Source organism: Paludicola sp. MB14-C6, from assembly GCF_030908625.1.
Classification (GTDB): Bacteria; Bacillota; Clostridia; order Oscillospirales; family Ruminococcaceae; genus Paludihabitans.
The window spans coordinates 1,852,993-1,877,735 of sequence record NZ_CP133133.1; the positions used below are offsets into that span (position 1 = coordinate 1,852,993).

The following is a 24,743-nucleotide window of genomic DNA, read 5'->3' on the forward strand; positions in this document are numbered from 1 at the left end:
TAACCAAAAGGAGTGAGAGTTTTATGTTGAAAGGATTGTATAAAAAAGCATTAAGTCTAACTTTGGCAATTTTATTAACCATGGGAACAGGACTTGGCAGAATTTCTGTGCAAGCTGCAGCAAATGAGACACCAGCATATTTAAAAACCGTTGTTCATACCGTTTTAGGCAAAACACCCACGCTTCCCAACACGGTAACCATGGGCGAAGCTGCTACGACGGTTACGTGGAATGAAATTACACAGGACATGTTGACTTCCGGTCATCGTTTTTGGGTAAATGGAACTACCGCTTCAGGTAAAACAGTAGCATTACGGGTTCAGGTGGATGCGCATAAGGTGCTTGATCATTTTGAAAACAGCCTTATCGCTGAGGGAAACGCTGTTACCGGTATGCTGAACTGGTCTGGTGGAAGTGTGAGTAATACCCCACCTACATTTTCAATAGAAAATAGCAATGTACATAGTGGGCTGAATTCCTTAAAGTTGAATTTTGACTTCACTACAAATACTAGCGGCGGCACACTTAGTACCTATGCTAACACCAGTAACTTGTCTTTTGCAGCAGGTGAAGTTCCAAATTCGATCGGATTATGGATTTATGGCACAGATTTGAATTATTATAGTTTGAGGTTGTTAGGCAAATCAAATGGTGCTGGCGTTACGATTAAATTGGATAATGTAGTTACTCCGTTAAAAAAAGGTTGGAATTTTTACGAGTTTATAATTCCTGAATCATGCAAGGCAAACGGACTAACGGTGTCTACATTACCAGGACTTGTTTCTTTATCATCGGCTAGCGGTGCAAAGGCTCCGGGTATTCTCTACATAGACGATATTGTGGCAATCTATGGTGCTAAAACTAGGGATACTTCCTGCTTGGAGCAAACGCTAGCAATATCAGAGAATTATTGCAAAGCTGATGCAATCGGAGATAAAAACGAGATTTTAGGTCTGCGTACAGCAATTGATGCCGCACGTAATGTTATGGAAAACGTAGTGTCTACACAGCAGGATATTTATGACGCTGAGGATTTTGTGGTGGGAGCATTGACAAGTCTTCTTGCTTCAGCTGAATTTATAAATAACCGAAATATTGTTTTAGAAGATTTTGAGGGCTCAAGCGGGATAGAATGGGAATATGCTACTACAAACAGCAGCATAGGTACAGTTGCAAAGGTGACCCAAGCACCGTTTGTTCATCAAGGTACTTCTGCTTTAAAGCTAGTATACCAATTTAAAGGTACTGCAGGTACAGCACTTGCAGCAGTTAAGGGTAGCGGATATCCTAATCCAAAATTAACATTTACAGGAGAAAAAACACCGCAAAAAATAGGTATGTGGGTATATGGAAAAGGACAGTCTGTATTTGCATTGCGTCTTGATATACGCAAAGCTGATAAGAGTGGCACTCAAAACATACCATTTACCCTTACAAACAATGTCATTCCAGAAGGATGGAACTATTATACAATTGATTTAGCTAAAGCAGGATTTACAAAGGAAACAGGAGTGTTGCTAAACTATGTACCTTCCGTTTTGGCTACTAACGATACAACCAAAGTTGATAGCGAGATTTATATTGATGATATCAATTTGATTTATGAAGATAATGTTCCGGGCAGTGAGCTGAAAAAGGCAAAGTTAATTGGTACAATTGCAAAAGCACGTGCTTTGCTTATAGGCGCTGTAGAGGGGGGAAGTGGAGGACAATATCCTGTTGGTTCACTTTCTGCTTTCAGACTTTCAATTGCAAGTGCAATGCAAGTTTTATCATCTAATTCTCAAGAACAAATTGATGCAGAGGCAATAGAACTGAGTAGAAAAGTTGTAGAATTTGAAAATTCATTGCGTCCAAAAATTGATCGTCCTGGATTGTTAGAAAAGATAAATGCCTCTAATGAACTGTATAATAATGCAGTTGAGGGCGAAGAGCCTGGGCAATATATCGTTGGATCTAAAGCAGAGCTAAAAGCAGCAATTGATAGTGCACAGGCAGTATATGACGATGCAGCTGCAACAAGCGAAGCAGTTGAAAAAGCCAAAACCGCAATAACGGCGGCAGTGGCAACATTTAATACAAAGAAGGTGGGTCCACTGCAATTTGAAGAACTTGATAAAGCGATTGCTTTCGCAAATGAATTGTTAGCAACTGCACAAGCAGGAACGAATCCGGGTCAATATCCGCAAACTGCCATTGATGCTTTTAAAATAGCAAAAGAAAAAGCAGTTAATGACAAAGCAGTAGGTAAAACCCAAGCTTCTATAAATGCGGTACTTGCTGAACTTAAAATTGCTCAGGATAAATTTGATAAAGCAATGGTAAGTTATCATTATGATAAGACTAAGTTAAATGAAACGGTTATCAAAGCTGATGATTTTTTAAATACAATTCTTCCTGGAAAACTAGGTGGACAATATCCGCAAGCAGATTATGATATATTCAAAGCAGCGGTAAATCATGCAAAAGGCGTATTGGCTGATATCCGTGCTACTGAAAAAGCAATTGCTGATGAAGTAATTACATTGAATGGCGCAATGGAAAAAATACGTCAAAAACGTATTCCTGCTGCTTGGGATAAGTATAATATACCTGAAGAAGCACCATTAAATAAACGTGAAATGCGTGGTATTTGGTTAAGCACCGTTTTGAATATTGATTGGCCTAAAAAAGAATCACTCAAAATTGAAGATGATGCTGAAAGAATCAAGGTACAAAAGGCTGACCTTATAAAAATTCTTGATGATTTGAAAGATCTTGGCGCAAATACAGTGTTCTTCCAAGTACGCCCAACCTCTGATGCATTTTATCGCTCAAATCTAGCTCCATGGTCTTTGTATTTAACAGGAACTTACGGCAAGGATCCGGGCTTTGATCCACTACAATTTGCAATTGATGAAACGCACAAAAGAGGCATGGAGTTACATGCATGGTGTAATCCTTATCGTATTTCAATGCCGGCAGAATTATATCAAGATGAAAACGGCAATCCTATGACAAGTCTCGACCAAGTGAAGCAAATGTTATTAGCACAAGGAAATAATATATATGCGAAACATCCTGAGTGGGCAAGAGTAGCAACCAATAGGCTTATTCTTGATCCGGGTATTCCTGATGCAATCAAATACGTGGAAGATTGCGTAATGGAAATTGTAGATAATTATGATGTTGATGGTATTCATTTTGATGATTATTTCTATGTAGGAGATAAAGGTGGCTTTGATCAAGAAGGAGCCGACCAAAGCACTTATGAAACCTATGGAAAAGCACAATTTGATAATATTGATGATTGGCGAAGAAACAATACGTATGTTCTAGTTAAGGATATACATGATAAAATTACAGAAACAAAGCCATGGGTTAAATTTGGCGTGAGTCCAGCTGGCATTTGGCGAAATAAATTAGATGACGTTCTGGGTTCCGATACGAAAGCTGGTATTCCTAACTATGACCATGGTCGTTCCGATACCCGTAAATGGGTGCTTGAAGAATTAGTTGACTATATATGTCCACAGGTATATTGGAGTTTCAATTTTAATCTTACACCATACGGCGTAGTTTCTAGTTGGTGGGCTGATTTATTGAAAGAGAATCCGAATGTAAAAACAGAGCTTTATATAGGAATGGCAGCTTATAAATTAAGTCTTCCTGATGGTTCAGGGGACCCTTATTGGGATACGTATAAAGTTGGTGCTGAAGAACTGGAACGACAATTAAAATTTAATATGGCTAACCCTAATATCAATGGTTCTTTACTCTATAATTATGGAGTACTTTATTCGGGTAATGCCAATACGGACTTAGCACGTAAAAAAATAGCAGAGCTTTGGAAAACACCAGCCCTTCCACCATCTAAGTATTGGGCAAATATTCCGAAAGCGTATGCACCAATTGCTTTAAGTGCTTTTAGAACGACAAAAGGAGTAAATCTAACATTCTTGAAAACGGATAAAAACACACGTTACTTTGCAATATATCGTTTTTCACCGAATGAAGCAATTAACATTGATAACCCGAAAAACTTAATTGCAAGGTATTACGGAAGTTCAGGTTGCATTCAAAAATATTTAGATACAGCAGGTAAGAAAGGTGACCGATATGTCATAACAGCTTTAAATCGGGTTAGCCAAGAATCAAAGCCTTCTAATCGAACAATAGTAATTTTTTAATGTAGTCTAATTTAAAAATAGGATGCATTTTAATAGAGTAGTATTCATTTTAAAAACTCAACGAATTTGTAAAAAGTCCACCCCAATGGGTGGACTTTTTCAATTTTTGTAGTTTGCAGCATTTAATATATCATTATTTATTGCATAAATTCTAAAATTTTGATATGATAACTCTAATTATTAAGAAACGGGTGAATGAAATGAAATATTTTCAAAAATTAGTTGGAAATCATATTTATCTATCTCCGATGAATGAGGAGGACGCTCCAACCTATGTAAAATGGCTGAATGATTTTGCTGTAACAGATGGAGTTGGAAGCTCATGGAGAGTGACTTCACTAGATGGTGAAAAGAAATGGATTGAAAACAATGTTAATGATTATCAGTTTGCGATTGTGAAAAAAGAAAATGATGAGTTAATTGGTAACTGTGGAATTATGCAAGTGGACCATCTTAGGCAGTGTGGCGAAGTGGGATTGTTTATCGGAGAAGAAGAAAACCGAGGCAAAGGTTATGGAGCAGAGGTAATGAACTTGCTTGTAGATTATTGTTTTGATTATTTGAATCTCAATAATGTAATGCTAAGGGTGTTCTCTTTTAATGAACGTGCAATTACATGTTATAAAAAAGTTGGATTTCAAGAAATCGGCAGAAGAAGACAAGCCTATTTTGTAAAAGGCAAATTCTACGATGAAGTCTATATGGATATCATTCGGGAAGAACGCTAAAAATAAAATAATAAATGTTTGGGGAAAAATATTATATGAGAAATGATATTAAAATTCGTCCAGAGTGTATACGTGATTTTGATGAAATTGATAAGCTGGTGTTGGATTCGTTTTCTAAAGGTACGGATTACTCTGATGGCAGAGGTGAAGTAGCTCTGATTCATGAGATTCGCTTAGGTAAGTACTATATACCAGAACTATCTTATGTTGCAGAATTAAATGGAATTATAGTCGGACATTTTATGTTTTCGCATTTTCCACTATCTAAAGTATCAAAGCTCGGAAATTATGATAAAGAGATTGTTGAAACGCCTATTGTTATGTTAACACCAGTTTCTGTACACTCAGATTATTTGAGACAAAATATAGGTTCTACTATGATTTTATTAGGTATGGAAAAAGTGAAGAAGCTTGGGTACAAGGGGATTCAAGTTGAGGGTAATCCTAAATTTTATAATACCCTAGGATTTGAAACTTCATCAAAATATAATATCTTTGCAACAAGTGGATGGCCATTACAAGAACCGAAATGTATGATGGTACAGGAAACATATTTGAATTCACTAAATAATATTACGGGATATGTGGATTACAGTATGTATGAGAATGCATAATGATATTGTATAGATAGTAACTGAGTTTTCAATTATAAAGGAATAAAGAGGGAATCATCTAATATTGGATGATTCCCTCTTTGTTATTATATTGTCAGTGTGCCATTTTCGTTTATCAGTAAAATTAGTATTTGTTCTTCTACCTTTGTATTAGCATTCACATAAACTAGAAGTTGCTTATCATCGGAAGTTTTGCATTTGAATTCATAGCATAATACTTCAGATAATCCACCACTTGGAACGATAGCAAGGCGACTACTTTCAATTTTTAAATTCTTGTTTACGTTAGCAGAAGCATCTTCTTTTGAATATTTAGGAGCTTTTATTTGACGTTCCTTGTGGTTCATTAAATAACCTCTTGCATCATATCCGATTATTTCTCCGTTATCTAAAGCAACGCTTACTTTTATTAAATCCGGATAAACAATAATATCATTTTGCATATATGCATAGTTTATGGTTATGATGTTGTTGCTGATTTCATAGTAGGTCGTAGTCAATGCGCCAATTTTGAGCGTATCCATAAAAGTACGTGCTTTGTCCTTTGCTTGATCCACGTTGATTTTACGTTCAGTTACTAAGCGCGATTTTAAAAGATAGCAAACAAAACCACCTTTTTTTGTAACGGAGATATCAAGACCTTCTGCACTAAAGCAATAAGATGGCATGCGAGAATCCTCGTCATTTTCATCTTTTAGTTGTTCAATCGAAAGTAAGGTTGCTTGTGAGGCGATTTTTTTAGCTTCTGCACGAGAAATATTCGGCTGTCCTTTTAATTTTTGTGGTTCTCTTTGCATAATATGATCAGAAAATGGTCCATCATATATTAAAGATGGATAGGAAGAAAAACCTTCTTCAAATTCTTTAAAGCCTTCTGTAATATCACCAACCGGATTTTTGTTGCTTGCTTCTTCTTTTACATTGGATTTTACTTTGCTTAGGCTAATAGCACCTGTTTTAATTTCATCTGAAACGGTTACCATTTCACGAAGCATACCATCACAGTATTCATTTAGCTTCATGAGATTGTTTCGTTGTTCTTCGGTAATCGTGTTTCCTTCTGCATAAGATTTTGATAAGCTAACACAGTAATCACCAACCTGTGAAAGCAGTTTGTTTGTATTTTGAATTTTTAGATTGTCAATTGGAAGGCTAGCTAATCTGTCTTTTGCGTAGCCTGATTCTCTCCATAATTTTGATGAGAGCATTGCAAGGTATTCCGGTGTTTGAGCATAGATAATTTTAGTTAAGTCGCTATTTACATTTTGTGCATAATGCGTAAGGTCATCAACACTTTGCATATACTGATATTGCAATGCTAATTTTGATTGATGCGTTTGTTCTGAATAAGTATATACCAATAGTGATGCAACAAGAATAATAGCAACGGCAAAACTAATTAAGCGAATCAACGCTCTTTTTGTAATACGAAATGTCATAGAACTCCTCCAATATTGAGTAAATAGTATTATTGTGAATTAACTTTATAATTTACTGAAAGTATTAAAATATACCAAATTGTGCTTATATTTTGTTGAAAACCTATAGCAAAAATGAAAACAATAGTGTATAATAAATTCTTAGAATGGTCAAGGAGCGTATATAAGGAAACATGCAAGAAATATATTTAGATAATAGTGCAACAACAAAGCCTTGCGATGCGGCAATTACTGCATGTGTACAAGCAATGCAGCAGGATTACGGGAATCCATCATCGTTACACAGAAAAGGCTTTGAAGCAGAAAAAGTAGTTATAAAAGCCAAACAAGAGCTTGCGAAAGCATTGTTTTGTGAGCCAAGTGAAATTTTATTTACATCAGGTGCAACAGAATCCAATAATTTAGCGGTTGTTGGAAGTGTTCTTGCGAATAAACGTAAGGGCAATAAAATTGTTACTACAGCGATTGAACATCCCTCTGTGAAAGAAACAATGAAAATGTTACAACAGCAAGGATACATAATCAAAGAAGTTTTTCCAAGAGAAGATGGTGCTTTTTATGAGATGGATTTTTTTGATGAAGTAGACGATCAAACGGTATTGGTGAGCTGTATGTGGGTAAATAATGAAACGGGATTGATTTTGCCGATTGAAAAAATAGCGAAAGCTGTTAAAAGAAAGAATCCGAATACAGTTGTCCATGTAGATGCTGTTCAAGGGTTTTTAAAGCTGTCAATTAAGCTCAAAAACAATGAAATTGATTTATTGAGCATGAGTGGACATAAAGTCTATGCACCCAAAGGAATAGGAGCGTTATATATAAAAAAAGGCATACGTTTAGTTCCACAAACCTTTGGCGGAAATCAGCAAAGCGGAATTCGATCGGGCACCGAACCTACTCCGTTAATAGCTGCATTTGGAGCGGCAGTTGCAAGTCAGCGAGAGCAAATTTCGGCTGTTAAAGAACGTTATCAACAATTAAAGGATTATTTTGTTGAAAAATTAGCTGAAATTCCTGAAGTGCATATTAACACAAAATTAGATAATAGTGCACCTCATATATTAAATATCTCAATTGCAAATATCCGTTCTGAGGTTATGCTACACTATTTAGAGCAATATGGAATATATGTTTCAAGTGGCTCAGCTTGTGCGAAAGGAAAGCAAAGCTATGTTTTAGCGGCATTTGGTTTAGAAAAAGAATATACTGATACGGCAATTCGCATTAGCTTTTCACCCGATATTACAATACAGCAGCTTGATTATGTTACAGAACAGTTGAAAGAGGGAATTAATACCCTCGCAAAAATAAAAAGATAAAGAAAAACGGAGTAGATATGAAAGAAATTATACTTGTCAAAAATGGCGAGATTGCATTAAAAGGATTAAATAGACATACTTTTGAGGATGCATTGGTAAAAAATATTAGATGGCGTCTTCGTAAAATAGGTAAGTTTCAAATTAAAAAAGCACAATCAACAATTTATATTACCCCTGAAAATGAACAAGTTGATTTGGATGAGGCTTGCGATGCGTTAAAAAAAGTATTTGGCATTGCAGCTTTTTCAAGATCGGTTGTTACTCAAAAAGATTTAGAAGTTATTAAAACAGATGCAATTGAATATTTGAAAGATTTACTACCATACACCAAAACCTTTAAAGTTGCAGCAAAACGGGCTGATAAACGGTTCCCATATCAATCTCCTGATTTGCAAAGAGAGTTAGGGGGAGCATTATTGGATGCATATCCTCATTTAAAGGTTGATGTGCATAATCCTGAGGTAACAGTAACGGTAGAAATTCGGGAAGAATCTGCTTATGTTCATGCAAAAGTAATTCAAGGTGCAGGCGGTATGCCTGTTGGAACAAGTGGCGAAGGTTTGCTTTTGGTTTCCGGTGGAATTGATAGTCCGGTTGCAGGATATATGATGGCAAGAAGAGGCTTGAAAATGTCTGCAATGCATTTTATAAGTCCTCCATATACCAGTGATCGTGCATTGCAAAAGGTAGAAACATTATGTGAAAAATTATCTGATTATTCAGGTGACATTGTGTTTTACTGTGTACCGTTTACCAAATTACAAGAAGCAATTCGTGATAACTGTCCCGAAGAATTATTTACGATTATCATGCGTCGATTGATGATGGAAATAGCAATTCGGTTTGCAGAGCGTGAAAACATACCTTGCTTGGTAACAGGCGAAAGTTTAGCCCAAGTTGCAAGCCAAACAGTTTACGCAATTGCTACAACAAATGCAGTAGCAGATCGACCTGTGTTTAGACCGCTAATCGGTATGGACAAGAATGATATTATTGCAATTGCAAGACAAATTGATACCTTTGAAACTTCTATTTTACCTTACGAGGATTGTTGTACCGTATTTACTCCGAAACGACCTAAAACGAAACCAACATTAAAGTATGTTGAAGAGTCTCAAGCAGCTTTTGACTTTGAACCATTATTGGCGGATGCCGTGGATAATACAATAATAAAGACAATTAAGATGTAAACAGACAACAAGGAGACAGAATTATGAAAATGACAACAGGAAAAACCAAAGGGAAAAAGAGCGTAGCACGTATTATTTTGCTTGTTGCTATATGTGTGGTACTTATTTTTGCAGTAGTAATTGGCGCTTTGCTCGTTCGCAAATATGCAGCAGGAAAACAATTTCAAAAGGAAGCACAGGAATTTTATAACCCTGTATCCAGTATTGAAAATAAGGATGGAACACCTAGTAAAAGCGGAAATACCATTGATAAAAAAACAGGTGTTGTAAAAGATTTTAATAAGCTTTATGAAATTAACAAAGATACAATAGGATGGCTTTCTATACCTGAAACACGTTTAGATTTGCCCGTTGCAAAAGCTTCCGATAATACTTATTATTTGAATCATACCATAACGAAAAAATCTTACTCATTGGGTATTCCATTTGCAGATAGTAAAGCCACTTTTACAAAAGATAAGCAAAGTAACAATATTACAATCTATTCCCACGCAGCAAAAGATGGATCTTATTTTGCTGTCTTAAAGAATTATAAGGATGTTGCATTCTATAAAAGTCATCCAAATATCACGTTTAATACAATCTATGGAACAGGTAATTATAAAATTATTGGGCTATTTATGGAAGATGTAAGCGATAATAATAAGGCTATGTTTAATTATCATGATTACACTGATATGAACGAAGCACAATTTAACGATTATGTCGCAAATGTTATGAAACGTAATTATTTTAAAACCAGTGTTGATACGAAGTTTGGCGATCAACTGATTACCCTATCAACTTGTGATTATGAAGTAAACAATACTGATTTCCGAATTGCTTTAGTGGCTAGAAAAGTACGGGCTGGTGAGTCTGCAAAGGTAGATACGGGTTCCGCTGTAAAAAATGCAAATCAGATGATGCCTGCAAGATGGTATGAGAAAAAGGACATTAAAAATCCATTTGCCAAATAAGGGTTAAGTCAGCTTAAAGAATTTAGCGAAAGGTATAACAGTTATGATAATACAATTAGCTCAACAGCTTGTTGAAAAGTTAAATGATTTACAGTTTACAATTGCTACGGCAGAAAGCTGTACAGGTGGAATGGTTGCACAATATATTACATCAGTAAGCGGAGCTTCCTCTGTGTTTGACTGTGGCGTTATTTCTTATGCCAATCGCATAAAAGAGCAGGAACTCAATGTATCGCATCAAAATTTAGTGGAATACGGTGCTGTAAGCGAGCAGGTTTGTAAACAGATGGCAGGAGGAATTCTTCATAAAGCAAATGCTGACGTCGGAATATCGGTAACAGGAATTGCAGGGCCTACCGGTGGGACAAAAGAAAAGCCGGTTGGAACAGTATATATCGGTGTTGCAACAAAATCGAAAGTCTTTTGCAAACGTTTAAATTTAGAAGGTAATAGAGAAGATATTCGAAAGCAAACTGTTCAATGCTTGTTCGAGATGACATTACAAGTTTTAGAAACTGACAGTGTTTCAATATGAATGACGAAAGGGCAGATATGTTATGACTACAGAAAAGAAAAATAGTTTTTGGTCAAAATGTTATTCTTTTTGGTTTCCTCAAAAAAAAGACACAACAAAGCAAAAAATCGGCAAAATCATATCGCTAGTTGCGCTTGTTATTTTAATTTTTAGTCTTATCATGCTTGCTCTATTGTTATTTAAATATATTAAAGCAAATTCAATTTCTAATTCTTATCATGATCTATATGTTTCGTCAACTACTTCTTCTCAAATAAAAAAAGCGGAAGATTTGTTTGATTCTGAAACAGGAGTTATAAAAGAATTATCACAATTATATAAGGTTAATAATGATTTAATCGGTCATATTAACATTCCTAATACAAGGTTAAACTATCCGATTGTAAAAGGAAAAGATAATCAGTATTATTTAACCAATACATTATACAAAAAATATGATCCATTTGGTGTTCCTTTTGCAGACTATCGATCAACCATAACAAAAGAAACACAAAGTACCAACATTACAGTTTACGGACATAGTGCACAAGATGGATCTTTTTTTGCTACTGTTAAAAAGTATAAGGATTTTTCATTTTATCAAGAACATCCAATTATAGAGTTTGATACGATTTATGGGAAAGGTACTTATAAAATAATTGGCTTTTTTATGGAAGACGTTAGCCAACAAAACAAAAAAGTATTTTCGTATCATGATTTTATAGATGTTAATTCCGATAAAGACGTAATAAGGTTTTTAGAAAATGTTGCGAAACGCAGCTATTTTAAAACAGGAGTCGATGCAATTTCATCCGATCAGTTTATTACTCTTTCCACATGTGATACAGAAGTAAATAAAACCGATTTTCGTGTTGCATTGGTTGCAAGAAAAGTAAGAGAAGGTGAAAGTACAGAAGTTGATATTTCAAAATCAGAGAAAAATGCTAAGCCGATGATGCCTGCAAGATGGTATCAAAAAAAGGGGATTGAGGATCCGTTTTCAAAAGAAAGATAACAATAAAAATGAACGGATAATTTTGTTTACACATTTTAGCGCTGCAAATAACTAGTTCAATTAAAACTTGATATTATTCTGAAAGAGGCGGTTCTCATGAATTTTAAGGATATGCTTCATTCCGACAATGCGTTTGTAAACTTCTTTGTTCCTCAAAATGGTGATTCAAAAAAAACACTGATTCGCAAATACTCAATTTATGTTATTATAATCTTAATAATAGTGGGAATTATTATAAGCTGCTGTTATATTAGTGCGCAGCACAAGCACAATGATATAGCAAATGCAATGAATCAATCTGCATTGGTAACGTCTATTAATACACCAAGCAGTAAATCATGGTCTGTTATTGGAGAAGTAGAATCATGCTTACAAAATATGAGCAGTACTTTATCTTCAATAAGCAGTGAAAGCAGCAGCCAGATTGTAAGTACCAATAGTAAAACCAACCCGAATAAAATGGAGCCAATGAACCCTCCCGAAAATTATTTGGAAGAGTTTAAAGTATGGTTTAAAACCAACAGAGATGTAAAAGGCAGGTTGATCGTACCCAATACCCATGTCAATTATCCTGTAACTCAAACGAATAACAACACCTTTTATTTAAATCACAACGAATACAGAGCATCCAGCGGATGGGGCGTACCATTCATGGATTATCGTTCCAGTATTGTCCCGAATAAACAGAGCACAAATATCATCATTTATGGCCATAGTGATGATAAGCGTGGTTTGCAGTTATCGGGTATAAAAAATTATAAAAATTTAGATTTTTATAAACAAAACCCAGTAATTCAATTTGATACAGCTTATGAAAGAGGACAATGGAAAGTAATTGGTTTTTTCCTTGAAGATGTATCAGATAAAAACCCAATAGGACCTTTTGAGTATCATAACTTTGTAAATGCTACAAGTGAAGCTGATTTTAACAATTTTGTTGAAGCAGTACGAGAACGAAGCTTTTATGATACACCGGTCGATAGTAAATACGGCGATAGATTTTTAACAATTTCTACTTGTTATTCATTAACCAGTAAAGATTTCCGTTACGTATTTGTTGCAAGAAAGGTTCGAGACGGAGAATCTACAAGTGTGGATACTTCTTCTGCTGTATTAAACGAGGATCGATTGGTTCCGAAACGGGCAATTCAATAAACAAAAAAGAAATGACAAGAAAAATTAAAGAGGAAACATGATGAAAGGAATACTTTGGAATTTAATCGCGTTGCTATGTGCTGTAGCAATCTTTAGTGGAAGCATTGTTTATGCGGCTTCTAATATAGAGAAAATAACAGCAAATTCAAGTAATACAATTGGAGAAGATGATTTTTATCAGAGTGATGTTGGTATTGGTGATCTGCTAAGCTCAGAAAATAGCAACCAAAGTTCATCTAACAATTCAAGCCAACTAAGCTCGGTAGAATCGTCAGCACCTAGCTCTAGTATTCCTTCATCTTCAAAAGTATCATCCAAGCAGCAATCTTCAAAACAGCAATCGTCTATACCACATTCTTCAAAGCCAAAACCATCCGAAACATCATCATCCAAGCCACCAATTGCTTCTTCTGAAATCAGTAATGAAAATAGCGGTAATGGAGAAATAGATGAGGATTTATTACATATCGTTAGCGGTGCAGTACAAAGAGAAATTGTTGGAACCAATACAGCACCTAAATCTAGATATTACGAAGCTTATAAAGCACAAGCAGTTGCTTGCAGAACCTATATGGAATATCATAAAAGAGCAAACGGAACTTATCCATCTATGCCATATGCTGCCCCATATGCCAAAACAATTGAATTAGTGAAATTGGTTTGGAATGAAAAAATCTACTACAATGGCAGCGTTATAAACGCTGTATATCATGCAGCTTCTGGTGGAAGCACTCAAAGTGCGAAATATGTATGGGGCGGAACGCTTCCATATTTACAAGCAAGGCCAAGTAAGTATGATGATTACATTAGCTCTTCTACTATTTCGCAAAGTGAAGCAGCAAACATATTAGCGTCAAATGGGATATCTGTTAGTGGAGATGCATCTAACTGGTTCGATTTGAAAAATGCAGCATTGACGGATGGTGGATTTATTGATAGAATTTCTATATGTGGTACCAGTGTAAGAGGGCGCACATTAAGAGAGAGTATATTTGGAAATTCTAAGCTAAAGAGTTGTAAGATAACCGATATTTCAGTTTCCGATGACAATATTACTTTTACAACGAAAGGATATGGTCATGGTGTTGGAATGAGCCAACTTGGTGCGCTTGGTTATTCTGCAAATGAAGGCTGGAATTACCAACAAATACTACAACATTATTATATAGGGGTAACGATTCGTTAACCCCATTTTACTTTAGACAGTTTGAAAACATGTTTTTCAAACTGTGTTTTGTGTTAATTACCCAATCATTTTATTAACATAAAACAGAGAGAGGGAGATTTTATGCCACCAATTTCATTGCTGATTAAGCCTGCTTCGTCTACTTGTAATATGAAATGCAAGTATTGCTTTTATCATGATGTAACAAATTCACGTGCAATTGCAAACTATGGAATTATGAGCGACGAAACAATTGAAACTATAGTTAAAAAAGCATTTCAATACGCAGACCATGTTGCAAGCTTTGGATTCCAAGGTGGAGAACCGACAATGGCAGGACTTGATTTCTTTAAAAGAGTTGTTGCGCTGCAAAAGAAATATAATGTTAAAAACATTAAAGTAACGAATGCAATTCAAACTAATGGGTTAAATATGAATGACGAGTGGGCAAAGTTTCTTCATGATAACGACTTTTTGGTAGGACTTTCACTGGATGGAAGTAAGCTTATTCATGATAAATATCGTTTGGACCATCTAGGTAACGGAACCTTTGACCGTGTTTTAAATGCTGCAAAAATTATGGATAAGCATAAAGTAGAATATAATATTCTTTCAACGGTTAATATTGATGTGGCAAATAACATTGAAAAAATATATTATTTCTTTAAAAAGCAAGGCTTTCATTATCTACAGTTTATTCCTTGTTTAGATGAACTAAAAAAAGAGCATGGGCAAAACGATTATTCTTTAACACCCGAAGCATATGGCGAATTTTTAAAAAAACTGTTTTCCCTATGGTATGTCGATTTAAGCACAAACAAACCAATGAGTATTCGCTATTTTGATAATTTGGTTATGATGTTGTTTGGTTATCCACCTGAAAGCTGCGGTATGTCGGGTATGTGCAGTTGTTACTATATGATTGAAGCAGATGGCAGCACCTATCCTTGCGATTTTTATGTAACGGATGAATGGCGTATTGGCAATGTGTTAACAGATGAGTTTGAACAAATGAGTCAAACAGAAACCGCAAAACGTTTTGTTGAAATTTCAAAGCAAGTAGCACCTAATTGCAAAGAGTGTGAGCATTATCATATTTGCCGAGGTGGGTGCCGAAGAAATCGAGAGCCAATAGGAATTGATCATAACAACGAAAATTATCTTTGCCCTGCATTTAAAATGTTCTTTGATTTTGCAAAAGAAGATTTAATAAAGGTAGGGAAAAAGTTTTTAAGATAAAATGAGATGAGCTATATAATAAAGTTTATAGTTGAGAAAGGATAGGATCTTTTATGACAAAGATTAAACAGCAAAGCTTTTCAAAGTTATCATCGGGTGAAGAAATACAGTTGTTTTGTTTAGATAATGGAGAAACGCAAGTAGAAATTATCAACTTGGGCGCTGCTATTGTATCTATTACAACACCTGATAAGAATGGCAACTCTGATGATATTTGTTTAGGCTTGTCTTCAGCAGATGCGTATTATAATCAAACTGCCTATTTAGGAGTTGTTGCAGGACGCTATGCAAATCGAATAGCGAAGGGCAAGTTTTCAATCAACAATAATGAATATCAGTTGAACTGCAATAATGGTGAGAATCATCTACATGGAGGAAATATTGGATTTTCCAAACGTGTGTGGAATTACAAAATTATTAACGATGAAACAAATCCAAAGCTAAGGCTCAGCTTGACGAGTCCCAATTTAGAAGAAGGCTTTCCCGGAACAGTAAACGCTGCGGTAGAGTATTCTTTAGATGAAAATAATCGATTAACAATCCATTATCAAGGTACAACTGACCAAGATACAGTACTGAATTTAACCAATCATACTTATTTTAATTTGGCTGGTCATAATAAAGGAACAATTTTGGAGCATCGGTTATTTGTAAACGGCGATTTCTTTGCTAGAGTGAATGAACAGGCAATCCCAACGGGTGAGCTAGTGCCAGTAAAAGATACTCCATTTGATTTTACGGCAACTGAACCAATGCATTTGATTGGTGAACGTATTAACGCTGATAATCAAGATTTGCATAATTGTGGTGGGTATGATCATAGCTATGCATTAAACGGGAAAGGTAAACAATTGATTCAAGCTGCTACATTATATCATGAAGCAACAGGAAGAGTTTTAAATGTTTACACGAATAAGCCTGCAATGCAGTTGTATACAGGGAATGCATTGGATGGTACGCATATTGGAAAGCAAGGCTGTATCTATAATCAAAATGCCGGTGTATGTTTAGAAACACAGTTTATGCCAGATTCGCCAAATCAGCCTCAGTTTCCATGTTGTGTTTTGAAAGCAAATGATGTGTATGATTACACTACTGTTTTTGAATTTACAACCAAAGATTAATAAAAAAAGCCTAATAAATAATGGAATTTACAAGTAATGAAAAAACATTACACACATTTTTCACAAAGTATGTGGAAAATATTCTGCATTTATGTTATATTTATTAAGATGTTTCGAATTTATTAAGGGATTACAAAATTATAAAGCAAAACCTTGTTTGAAAAGAGCATCTCTATATAGTTAATAGGATATATAATATCACAGGAGGGAAATCAAATGATAGAAGTAAAAAATCTCACCAAGAGATACGGACAAAAGCTTGCAGTTGATAATGTTAGCTTTACCGTGAACAAAGGTGAAATTTTAGGTTTTCTAGGGCCTAACGGTGCTGGAAAATCAACGACAATGAACATTTTGACAGGCTATTTATCCGCTACCGATGGTGTAGCGAAAATTGGTGAATTTGATATTCTTGAAAATCCAATTGAAGCAAAAAGGGCAATTGGCTATCTTCCGGAACAACCACCTCTATATCTGGATATGACAGTTAAGGAGTATTTAGATTTTATTTATGACTTAAAGAAAGTGAAACTGCCAAAAGAAGCTCATATTAAAGAAGTTTGTGATGTTGTTAAAATCTCAAATGTATATAACCGTGTAATTAAAAACCTATCAAAAGGTTATAAACAACGTGTAGGTTTAGCGCAAGCAATTATCGGAAATCCTGAGGTTTTAATTTTGGACGAGCCTACAGTAGGTCTTGACCCAAAACAAATTATTGAAATTCGTAACCTAATTAAAACATTAGGTCAAAAGCATACTGTTATTCTTTCTTCACATATTCTTCCTGAAATCCAAGCTGTTTGTGATCGTGTAATCGTTATCTCTCAAGGTAAATTGGTTGCAAATGATACAACAACCAACTTGTCAAGAGAAATGAGCGAAGATCGTTATTACGTTTTATTGGTTGAAGGCCCAGAGAATGATGTTTATAAAACATTACAAGGCATCGCTGGTATGAAATCAGTTGTAACAAACGGAAAACGTGAAAACAACGTATATGAATATACAGTTGAAGCAGAAGAAAATGTTGATGTTCGCCGTGAAATTTTCAAACGGTTAGCTGAAAGAAATTGGCCAATGTTAGGATTACGTTCTAGCGAACTTTCATTAGAAGACATCTTCTTAAAACTAACAAAAGAAAACGGAGGTGTACAATAATGCTTGCTGTATTTAAAAGAGAATTAAGATCTTATTTTCAATCTCCAATTGGTTATGTTTTCTTAGCCTTTATGTTTGTGTTTGGTGGATTTTTCTTCTCAGCTGTATTATCTCAAAACTCAACTAAAATTGAATATGTATTCAGTTCATTATTTACAATCGTTATTATATTAATTCCACTATTAACAATGAGATTGTTAAGTGAAGAGAAAAAGCAAAAAACAGACCAATTATTATTAACTGCTCCTGTTAACATCAGCGGTATTGTTATTGGTAAATATCTTGCAGCATTTGTAATGTATTTAATTGGTCTTTGTTCTACAATTGTATATGTTATTGTATTAGCTACCTTTGCAAAACCAAACTGGAACATTTTCTTAGGAAACTTTTTAGGATTAGCTTTAGTTGGTGGTGCAATTCTTGCAATCGGCTTATTTATTTCTTCATTAACAGAAAGTCAAATGATTGCAGCAATCGGAAGCTATGGTATTGTATTATTTATTCTTTCATTTGATACAATTGCTCAAAAAATTCCGGTTACAGCTATTTCAACTTTCCTTTCAAAATTATCTATGAATGCAAGATATACTGATTTCGTAAATGGTATTTTGAATGTATCACATATTATATTCTTTATCAGTTTTATAGTAGTCTTTAACTTCTTAACAGTTAGAGTACTTGAAAAGAAAAGATGGAGCTAAGGAGGAGAAAGCGTATGAAAAAGAATGTTTTTGCTAATCGTCGCTTTAAGCATGGCTCTCTAGCGACCATTATTACAATAGGATTTATTGTTGCAATTTTTATTATCAATTTTATCGCAACATTATTATTGGAAAGATTTCCATTAAATATTGACCTTACAAAAGAAAAACGTTTTGCATTAACACAAGAAAGTGTCAATTATATTAAAAAATTAGACCAAGATGTAAATATGATTGTTTGTGCTGATGAAGCTACGTTAAAAGGTCTAGGTGATTTATATGTACAAGGATATGAAATCATCAAAAATTACGCAAAATATAACGGTAAAATCGATATTAAATTTGTTAATTTAAAAAAGGATCCTAGCTTTGCAAAAAAATATCCTAAAGTAACAGTTAACGAGGGCGACATCATTATCGAAAGTAAGCTCCGTTACAAAAAAGTTCCGATCAATGATTTATTTGAAAGCAATCAAACCGAATATGGACAAGTAACTTACAGCTCTGTTGCAGAACAAAAGCTAACAAGCTCTCTCATGTACGTAACAGATAAAAGCCCAGCTGTTGTAACGCTTATTGGCGGACAAGACAATGTTGACGTTAAAGGTTATACAGAATTATTAGAAACAAACAACTACACCATTCAAAGCGTTAACTTACTATCTCAAGATATTGATGCAAAATCCGATTTAGTAATTCTTCCAACGCCAAAAGGCGATTTTACAGCAGATCAAATTAAAAAATTAGAAACTTACTTAGACAACAACGGTAAGTTTGGAAAATCCATTGTATTTGTTTCTGCTTATAATAAAGAAGTTGGTCCTTTATTGAAATCATTCTTGGCAGATTGGGGCTTAGAAATCGGCGAAGGCGTTATTACCGATTCTAATACACGTAATCTAGTAAATAATGAATTTGGATTAGTAAATCAGTTGGCTGATGAGTCTATTAAAAAGCAATTAAATTCAGCTGACCTTCCAATTATCACCCCATTTGCAAGTCCAATCAAACAGTTATTTACTGAAAAAGATAACCGTAAAACAGCTGTTATTACAAAATCTGCAGCTACAGGTAAATTAGCATCAACAGATGAAAACAAAAAGTTAGATGCTACTGGTGAATTCAATACCATGGTAAGAGCAACTCGTGAAAAATATGTTGGAAGCACTATGAAATATTCAACCATTATTGCTCTTTCTTCACCTGAATTCTTAAATACAAATTTCTTACAATACGCAGGCTGTAATAACGGCGATTTAGTAATGACTATTACAAACAACTTAACTGAAAAAGAAGATGCTGTTAAGATTCTGCCAATTCAATTTGCAAATGAAACTATCACAGTTTCAAAAGCACAAGTATCTATTATTAACTTAATCTTAACAATCATTATTCCGTTAGTTGCGCTTGTTATAGGTACTGTTATTTGGTTCCGCAGGAGGCATTTATGAGTAACAAAATTAAAGCAATTATTGCTGGCGGATGCGTATTATTGCTATTAGTTGCTGTGTTGGTAGTGCTTGTTCTTACAAAAAAACCTGCAAAAGAAGAAAATCCAAATAGTCAGGAAAAGAATTACATTACGCTCGTAAAAGAAACAGTTGATTCCATTGAATCTTTGAAAATTAAAAATGAAAAAGATGAATATACAATTTCAAAACAAGGCGAAAACAAATGGGGTATCAAAGAAATCATGGAATATCCGCAAGCATATCATTTGTACCTTGAAACATTAGGTCAAGCACAAAGTGTTACTGCGTTAGAAGTAATTGAAAAAGATGCAACGGATTTATCAAAATATGGATTATTGAACCCAAAACTTACTTTTGAAGTTAAACCAAAAAATAAACCTGTGATTGTCATTCATGTTGGTGAAAAATCCAGCGATAAAAAAGCAACATATATACGAGTGGGCGACCAAAAAACAGTGTATGTTGCAAGTACGGATGCATTTACTAACCTTTACTATGACCGTTATGCATATATTGATAAAGTTTTAATTCCTGGATTGGAATCAGATGAGGTTAAGGACATTCCAAAAATTGATAAAATGTCTGTTACAAGACCGGACTTAGAAAAGCCTATTGTGCTAGAAAAGTTTGCAGAAGGTGAGCTAAGTGCAAATGCTGCAACACAAGCTAGTATTAAAATGACCAGTCCTGTTCATGCGCTAATTAGTGAAACTCCGGCACAAGATTTAGTATATGGAAACTTTGGTATTATAGCAGAATCAATTTTGAAGGGTAATCCAACAAAAGAAGATTTGGTGAAGTATGGATTTGATAAACCAACATCAGTTTTTGAATTAAAATATAACGGTACTTCATCTGTTAAAATAACAACAGGTAAAGGCATTGAATGTAAGCATGAAGAAGGCGAAGACTTAACAGGTCATACGCACCAAATTGTTTCTTATTATGCAATGCGTGAAGGTATCAATCAAATTTATATCGTCAAAGCATCTGATTTAAGATGGATGAAAATGCAGCCAAAAGATATTCTTTCTACTGTTGCAGTACTTCCTCATATTTTGGATACTCAAAGTATTGATGTTACTTTAAACAATAAAAAGAACACAATAGCATTCCAATTAAACAAAGACAAGCCAAAGGATGTTAACGAAATTACTGCAACATTGAATGGTTCAAAAGCAGACATTAACAACGCAAAGGCTTATTTCCAATGCTTACAGCTAACAGCAATTCAAGATATCAACAAAGTACAACCCAATAAAGCGGCTGCTGCTACGGTTCAATATAATTATCGAAATGGTAAAAAAGATGTAGTAGAAATCTATGTATTAGATGACCGCACTTGTATTATTTCTTTAAACGGTAATAATGCATTTGTTGGACGTGCGGGTTATGTTGATAAGTTAGTAAAGGAATTAGCTAATTTAGAAGCAGGAAAAACAGTCGATACTGATTGGTAAAAGATAAAGAGACTTCACTTTGAAGTCTCTTTTTTATATGTAATTTACCTAAAGTTCATAAATTAAGTTTGCGATTTTTGTATTACTATGATATACTAAACATAAATAAGAATTGATAAGTAAGAGAGGTCTATTCATGAACGATGTTTTTTTTGAGCAAATTGTCAAAAAGAAGGACTCTATTAAAGATAAGTTAATTAAGGCATGTATTTTATTAGTTGCATTATTCTTGTTTTTTATGCTGATGTATGTTGTAGTATTTACTAGGTACCCAACAATTAACTCAATTGCGTTTTTATTGGCAGTTGGTTCATTGGTTGGAGCTTGGTATTTTATATCCGGATTAAATTTAGAGTTTGAATATATTTATACAAATGGCGAAATTGATATTGATAAAATCAGTGCAAAGCGAAAAAGAAAACGTGTTACAACAGTTCGAATTAGCTCTTTTGAATTGTTTGAAGAATATAATCATGATAAATATAAAAGTGAACACTTTGATGTAAAAATATATGCGTGTACCCATATGCTAGATGAAAATGTGTATTCTGCCGTTTATCGTGGAAAACAAGGCGAAAAATGTTTGCTTGTATTTAGCCCGAATGAGCGTTTATTAACTGAAATTAACAAAATATATAAAAGGAAAGTGCATAGTAGATAATGTATTCAACCGGAATAGATATGGTCGAAATTTCTAGAATTGAAAAAAGTATAACAAAAGATCCTCGTTTTATAACGAGGTTTTTTGGGGTTGAGGAACAGAAATTTCTTACAAAAAAGGAACAAACGAAACAGTATTATCAAACCATTGCGGCGAATTTTGCAGCAAAAGAAGCGTTTTCCAAAGCATTAGGAACAGGAATTAGAGGGTTTCGTTTGTCAGAAGTTGAAATTCTTCGTAATGAATTGGGTGCCCCTTATATAAAGCTAAGCGGTAAAGCGGCAGAAATTGTGCAAAAGCTTAGATTAGATTTTAGCGTGAGTCAATCTCATACAGACCAACATGCCATTGCAATTGTTGTGGCATACCCAATATCATAAATCGTAAGTTGATGGATTTGAATGGAGTGTGTTAGGTGTTAGTATTAACGACGGTTCAAATGAAACGTGCAGAGCAGCTTACTGCCAGTACAAGCCTCTCATATATTGAGATGATGCAAAATGCTGGAACAATGGCATATAATTATTGCGAAAATAAATATAATATCCTTACAAAGAAAAGCGTTGTGGTCTGTGGAAAGGGCAATAATGCTGGAGACGGGTTTGTTGTTGCAAAGAAAATTCATGAAAACGGTGGCAGCGTCTCAATAATACTGTGCTGTGGTGAATCTACTACAACTGAAAGCAAACAAGTATTTTCAGAATTACCGATAGATTCAATAGAAGTAATTTGCTTTGACTCCCAATTGCAACGAGCAAGAGATTGTATCAATAGCGCAGATATTGTTATTGACGCAGTATACGGGACCGGATTTCATGGAGATTTACCAATTACACTAGAGAACATATTTGATGCAATAAATGCTGTATCTGCAGTTAAAGTTGCTTTGGATATTCCGTCCGGAATGAATGCGGATACCGGAATTTGTGCAAACCACCATCTTATAGCCGAAACTACGTTGGTGTTTGCGGCAGCTAAACCAGCCCACGTAAAGAAACAGGCAAAAGAAATTTGTGGTGAAATTGAAGTGTTGGATATTGGTATAACCAATGAGATATTACAAATGGCTCAACACAATGCAGTATTGCTGACGTATGAAATGGTTGCCCCTTTCTTTCCAAAACGAAATCCGAATACGCATAAAGGGAGTTATGGTAAATTTCTCAATATTTCGGGTAGCAAAACGATGTGTGGTGCGGCGATGATGTCGACCTTATCGGCAATGCGAATAGGTGCAGGCGTTACTACACTTGCAACGCCTAAATGTGTGGCTGATATTTGTGCGGTTAATTTAATGGAAGCAATGACAGTGCCACTGCTAGAGAGCCAGACGGGGAGCATATCTGCTGATGCAATAGGTGATATGGATTCTTTACTTTCAAATGCTGATGCTTGCTTAATCGGATGTGGCCTTTCTGTTACAGAAGACACAAAACAAGTAGTAAAGTATATTATAGAAAATGTGCAAAAGAATATTGTAATTGATGCAGATGGTTTAAACTGTATTTCAAAAGACTGCTCGATATTAAAAAAACTTCAAAAAACTGCTATATTAACTCCTCATCCAGGTGAAATGGCAAGACTAACAGGTTCTACAATAGAGCAAGTAAAAGCGAATGGCTATGAAATGGCAAAACAATTTGCACAAAGGTATCAAGTAATTGTAGTTTTAAAAGGACATAAAACCATTATTGCAACACCAGAAGGTGAATTATATGTCAATTCTACCGGTAATGCTGGTCTAGCCAAAGGCGGTAGTGGCGATGTTCTTGCAGGAATGATTGGAGGCTTATTAACACAAGGCTATGAGCCGAAGAATGCAGCAATAGGTGGAGTGTATCTTCATGGCATGGTTGCAGATCAATTAAGTGAACAAATGTCGCAATATTCGATGTTAGCTCGAGATATTATTGAACAAATTTCTTATACCTTAAAAGGTTTTGAATCAATCTAATCGCATAAATAACAATCCCTCTGCATAAGCTTTAGAGTAATGAAAGCTTGTGGAGGGATTTATTTATGAAAGAAATGAAGAATAAAACCTTTATTATATGGGGCGTAATATTAGTAGTGGCAATTGTGGGGCTTACGGTTTTAGCTTTTCAAAAGGGTTCTAGCCCACCACATCAAATTTCAACAAACTTAAGTAAGCCATTTGATGCAAAAGCTACCGTAAAAATGAAAGATCTTGTAATGGTTTGTGATATCAACAAATCGGCTGTTGGTGCATGTACAATTAAAATACAAGAACCAAAACAATTAAAAGATATGGAATTTCAGTATGATGGCAAGGACATTAAGGTTTCTTATAAAGGCTTATCTGTAAAACTGGATGAAAATTCAAAGCTCGCATCGTCCTTGGCAGCTGTTATTGTAAATTCGATTGATACTGCCGCAAGTCCTAGCGGCGTAGATGTAAAAATGGTGGGGAAAACAGTTCAAATAACGGGCAAGAGCGATTCGGGAAATTTTAAAATAGTATTAGATAAAGCAAGTGGTTCTATTATGACATTAACACTTCCACAGCTTGATTTTGAGTGTAATTTTGATGATTTTATCTTTAAGAAATAATAAATGCTGGTAAACAATTTTTAGTAGCAAGTAGTATATTTTTATAAGAAACGTAGGGGTCGATGCCTACATCGACCCGTGGGATAGGAA

General features: G+C 34.7%; 21 protein-coding genes. 20 read left to right on the plus strand and 1 reads right to left on the minus strand.

The window, feature by feature from the left end:
* Positions 1-23: 23 nt before the first annotated feature.
* The 3 genes from RBG61_RS08910 (at position 24) to RBG61_RS08920 (ending at position 5,511) form a co-directional block, all read left to right on the plus strand.
* Positions 24-4,169 (plus strand): glycoside hydrolase family 10 protein, encoded by a 4,146-nt coding sequence (locus RBG61_RS08910; protein WP_307942775.1) that lies wholly within the window; start codon positions 24-26, stop codon positions 4,167-4,169.
* A 200-nt stretch (positions 4,170-4,369) separates the two neighbouring features.
* The gene (locus RBG61_RS08915; RefSeq protein ID WP_307942777.1) at positions 4,370-4,897 is read left to right on the plus strand and encodes a GNAT family N-acetyltransferase; all 528 of its coding nucleotides are present in this window, start codon (positions 4,370-4,372) and stop codon (positions 4,895-4,897) included.
* Between the two features lie 35 nt (positions 4,898-4,932).
* A complete protein-coding gene (locus RBG61_RS08920) occupies positions 4,933-5,511 on the plus strand; it encodes a GNAT family N-acetyltransferase (protein ID WP_307942780.1) in 579 nt (192 codons plus the stop codon).
* Between the two features lie 86 nt (positions 5,512-5,597).
* Here RBG61_RS08920 and ypeB read toward each other — a convergent pair whose 3' ends face one another.
* Positions 5,598-6,950 carry a germination protein YpeB gene (ypeB, locus tag RBG61_RS08925; RefSeq protein WP_307942783.1) on the minus strand — a complete coding sequence of 451 codons (1,353 nt, stop codon included), beginning with the start codon at positions 6,948-6,950 and terminating at the stop codon, positions 5,598-5,600.
* A 173-nt stretch (positions 6,951-7,123) separates the two neighbouring features.
* Here ypeB and RBG61_RS08930 point away from each other — a divergent pair, with 173 nt between their 5' ends.
* The 17 genes from RBG61_RS08930 (at position 7,124) to RBG61_RS09010 (ending at position 24,653) form a co-directional block, all read left to right on the plus strand.
* Positions 7,124-8,269: a cysteine desulfurase family protein gene (locus tag RBG61_RS08930; protein WP_307942786.1), complete on the plus strand. Its 1,146-nt coding sequence runs from the start codon at positions 7,124-7,126 to the stop codon at positions 8,267-8,269.
* A 17-nt stretch (positions 8,270-8,286) separates the two neighbouring features.
* Positions 8,287-9,459, plus strand: a complete 1,173-nt coding sequence (gene thiI, locus RBG61_RS08935; RefSeq protein WP_307942788.1) for a tRNA uracil 4-sulfurtransferase ThiI — start codon at positions 8,287-8,289, stop codon at positions 9,457-9,459.
* 23 nt (positions 9,460-9,482) lie between these two features.
* The gene (locus tag RBG61_RS08940) at positions 9,483-10,415 is read left to right on the plus strand and encodes a class B sortase (RefSeq protein WP_307942790.1); all 933 of its coding nucleotides are present in this window, start codon (positions 9,483-9,485) and stop codon (positions 10,413-10,415) included.
* A gap of 43 nt (positions 10,416-10,458) precedes the next feature.
* On the plus strand, positions 10,459-10,950 hold the full coding sequence (locus tag RBG61_RS08945) for a CinA family protein (protein WP_307942791.1): 492 nt from the start codon (positions 10,459-10,461) through the stop codon (positions 10,948-10,950).
* 22 nt (positions 10,951-10,972) lie between these two features.
* Positions 10,973-11,944: a class B sortase gene (srtB, locus tag RBG61_RS08950; protein WP_307942792.1), complete on the plus strand. Its 972-nt coding sequence runs from the start codon at positions 10,973-10,975 to the stop codon at positions 11,942-11,944.
* Between the two features lie 96 nt (positions 11,945-12,040).
* Complete coding sequence (locus RBG61_RS08955; protein ID WP_307942793.1) at positions 12,041-13,099, plus strand: class B sortase; 1,059 nt, start codon at positions 12,041-12,043, stop codon at positions 13,097-13,099.
* Between the two features lie 40 nt (positions 13,100-13,139).
* Entirely contained in the window at positions 13,140-14,285 is a 1,146-nt protein-coding gene (locus tag RBG61_RS08960) for a SpoIID/LytB domain-containing protein (protein WP_307942795.1), read from the plus strand.
* A gap of 102 nt (positions 14,286-14,387) precedes the next feature.
* Positions 14,388-15,503 carry an anaerobic sulfatase maturase gene (locus tag RBG61_RS08965; protein ID WP_307942796.1) on the plus strand — a complete coding sequence of 372 codons (1,116 nt, stop codon included), beginning with the start codon at positions 14,388-14,390 and terminating at the stop codon, positions 15,501-15,503.
* Positions 15,504-15,556: 53 nt separating this feature from the next.
* On the plus strand, positions 15,557-16,627 hold the full coding sequence (locus RBG61_RS08970; protein WP_307942797.1) for an aldose epimerase family protein: 1,071 nt from the start codon (positions 15,557-15,559) through the stop codon (positions 16,625-16,627).
* A gap of 216 nt (positions 16,628-16,843) precedes the next feature.
* Positions 16,844-17,788: an ABC transporter ATP-binding protein gene (locus RBG61_RS08975; RefSeq protein WP_307942799.1), complete on the plus strand. Its 945-nt coding sequence runs from the start codon at positions 16,844-16,846 to the stop codon at positions 17,786-17,788.
* Positions 17,788-18,489 carry an ABC transporter permease subunit gene (locus tag RBG61_RS08980; RefSeq protein ID WP_307942801.1) on the plus strand — a complete coding sequence of 234 codons (702 nt, stop codon included), beginning with the start codon at positions 17,788-17,790 and terminating at the stop codon, positions 18,487-18,489. Before RBG61_RS08975 ends, RBG61_RS08980 begins: the two co-directional genes overlap by 1 nt.
* Positions 18,490-18,503: 14 nt before the next feature.
* The gene (locus RBG61_RS08985) at positions 18,504-19,940 is read left to right on the plus strand and encodes a Gldg family protein (RefSeq protein WP_307942803.1); all 1,437 of its coding nucleotides are present in this window, start codon (positions 18,504-18,506) and stop codon (positions 19,938-19,940) included.
* The gene (locus RBG61_RS08990) at positions 19,937-21,421 is read left to right on the plus strand and encodes a DUF4340 domain-containing protein (RefSeq protein ID WP_307942806.1); all 1,485 of its coding nucleotides are present in this window, start codon (positions 19,937-19,939) and stop codon (positions 21,419-21,421) included. Before RBG61_RS08985 ends, RBG61_RS08990 begins: the two co-directional genes overlap by 4 nt.
* Before the next feature lie 136 nt (positions 21,422-21,557).
* Positions 21,558-22,082, plus strand: coding sequence for a hypothetical protein (locus RBG61_RS08995; RefSeq protein ID WP_307942808.1), 525 nt, complete (start codon positions 21,558-21,560; stop codon positions 22,080-22,082).
* A gap of 20 nt (positions 22,083-22,102) precedes the next feature.
* Complete coding sequence (gene acpS, locus RBG61_RS09000; RefSeq protein WP_307942811.1) at positions 22,103-22,462, plus strand: holo-ACP synthase; 360 nt, start codon at positions 22,103-22,105, stop codon at positions 22,460-22,462.
* A 35-nt stretch (positions 22,463-22,497) separates the two neighbouring features.
* Positions 22,498-24,036, plus strand: a complete 1,539-nt coding sequence (locus RBG61_RS09005; RefSeq protein WP_307942812.1) for an NAD(P)H-hydrate dehydratase — start codon at positions 22,498-22,500, stop codon at positions 24,034-24,036.
* 65 nt (positions 24,037-24,101) lie between these two features.
* Positions 24,102-24,653 (plus strand): hypothetical protein, encoded by a 552-nt coding sequence (locus RBG61_RS09010; protein ID WP_307942813.1) that lies wholly within the window; start codon positions 24,102-24,104, stop codon positions 24,651-24,653.
* Positions 24,654-24,743: the final 90 nt, after the last annotated feature.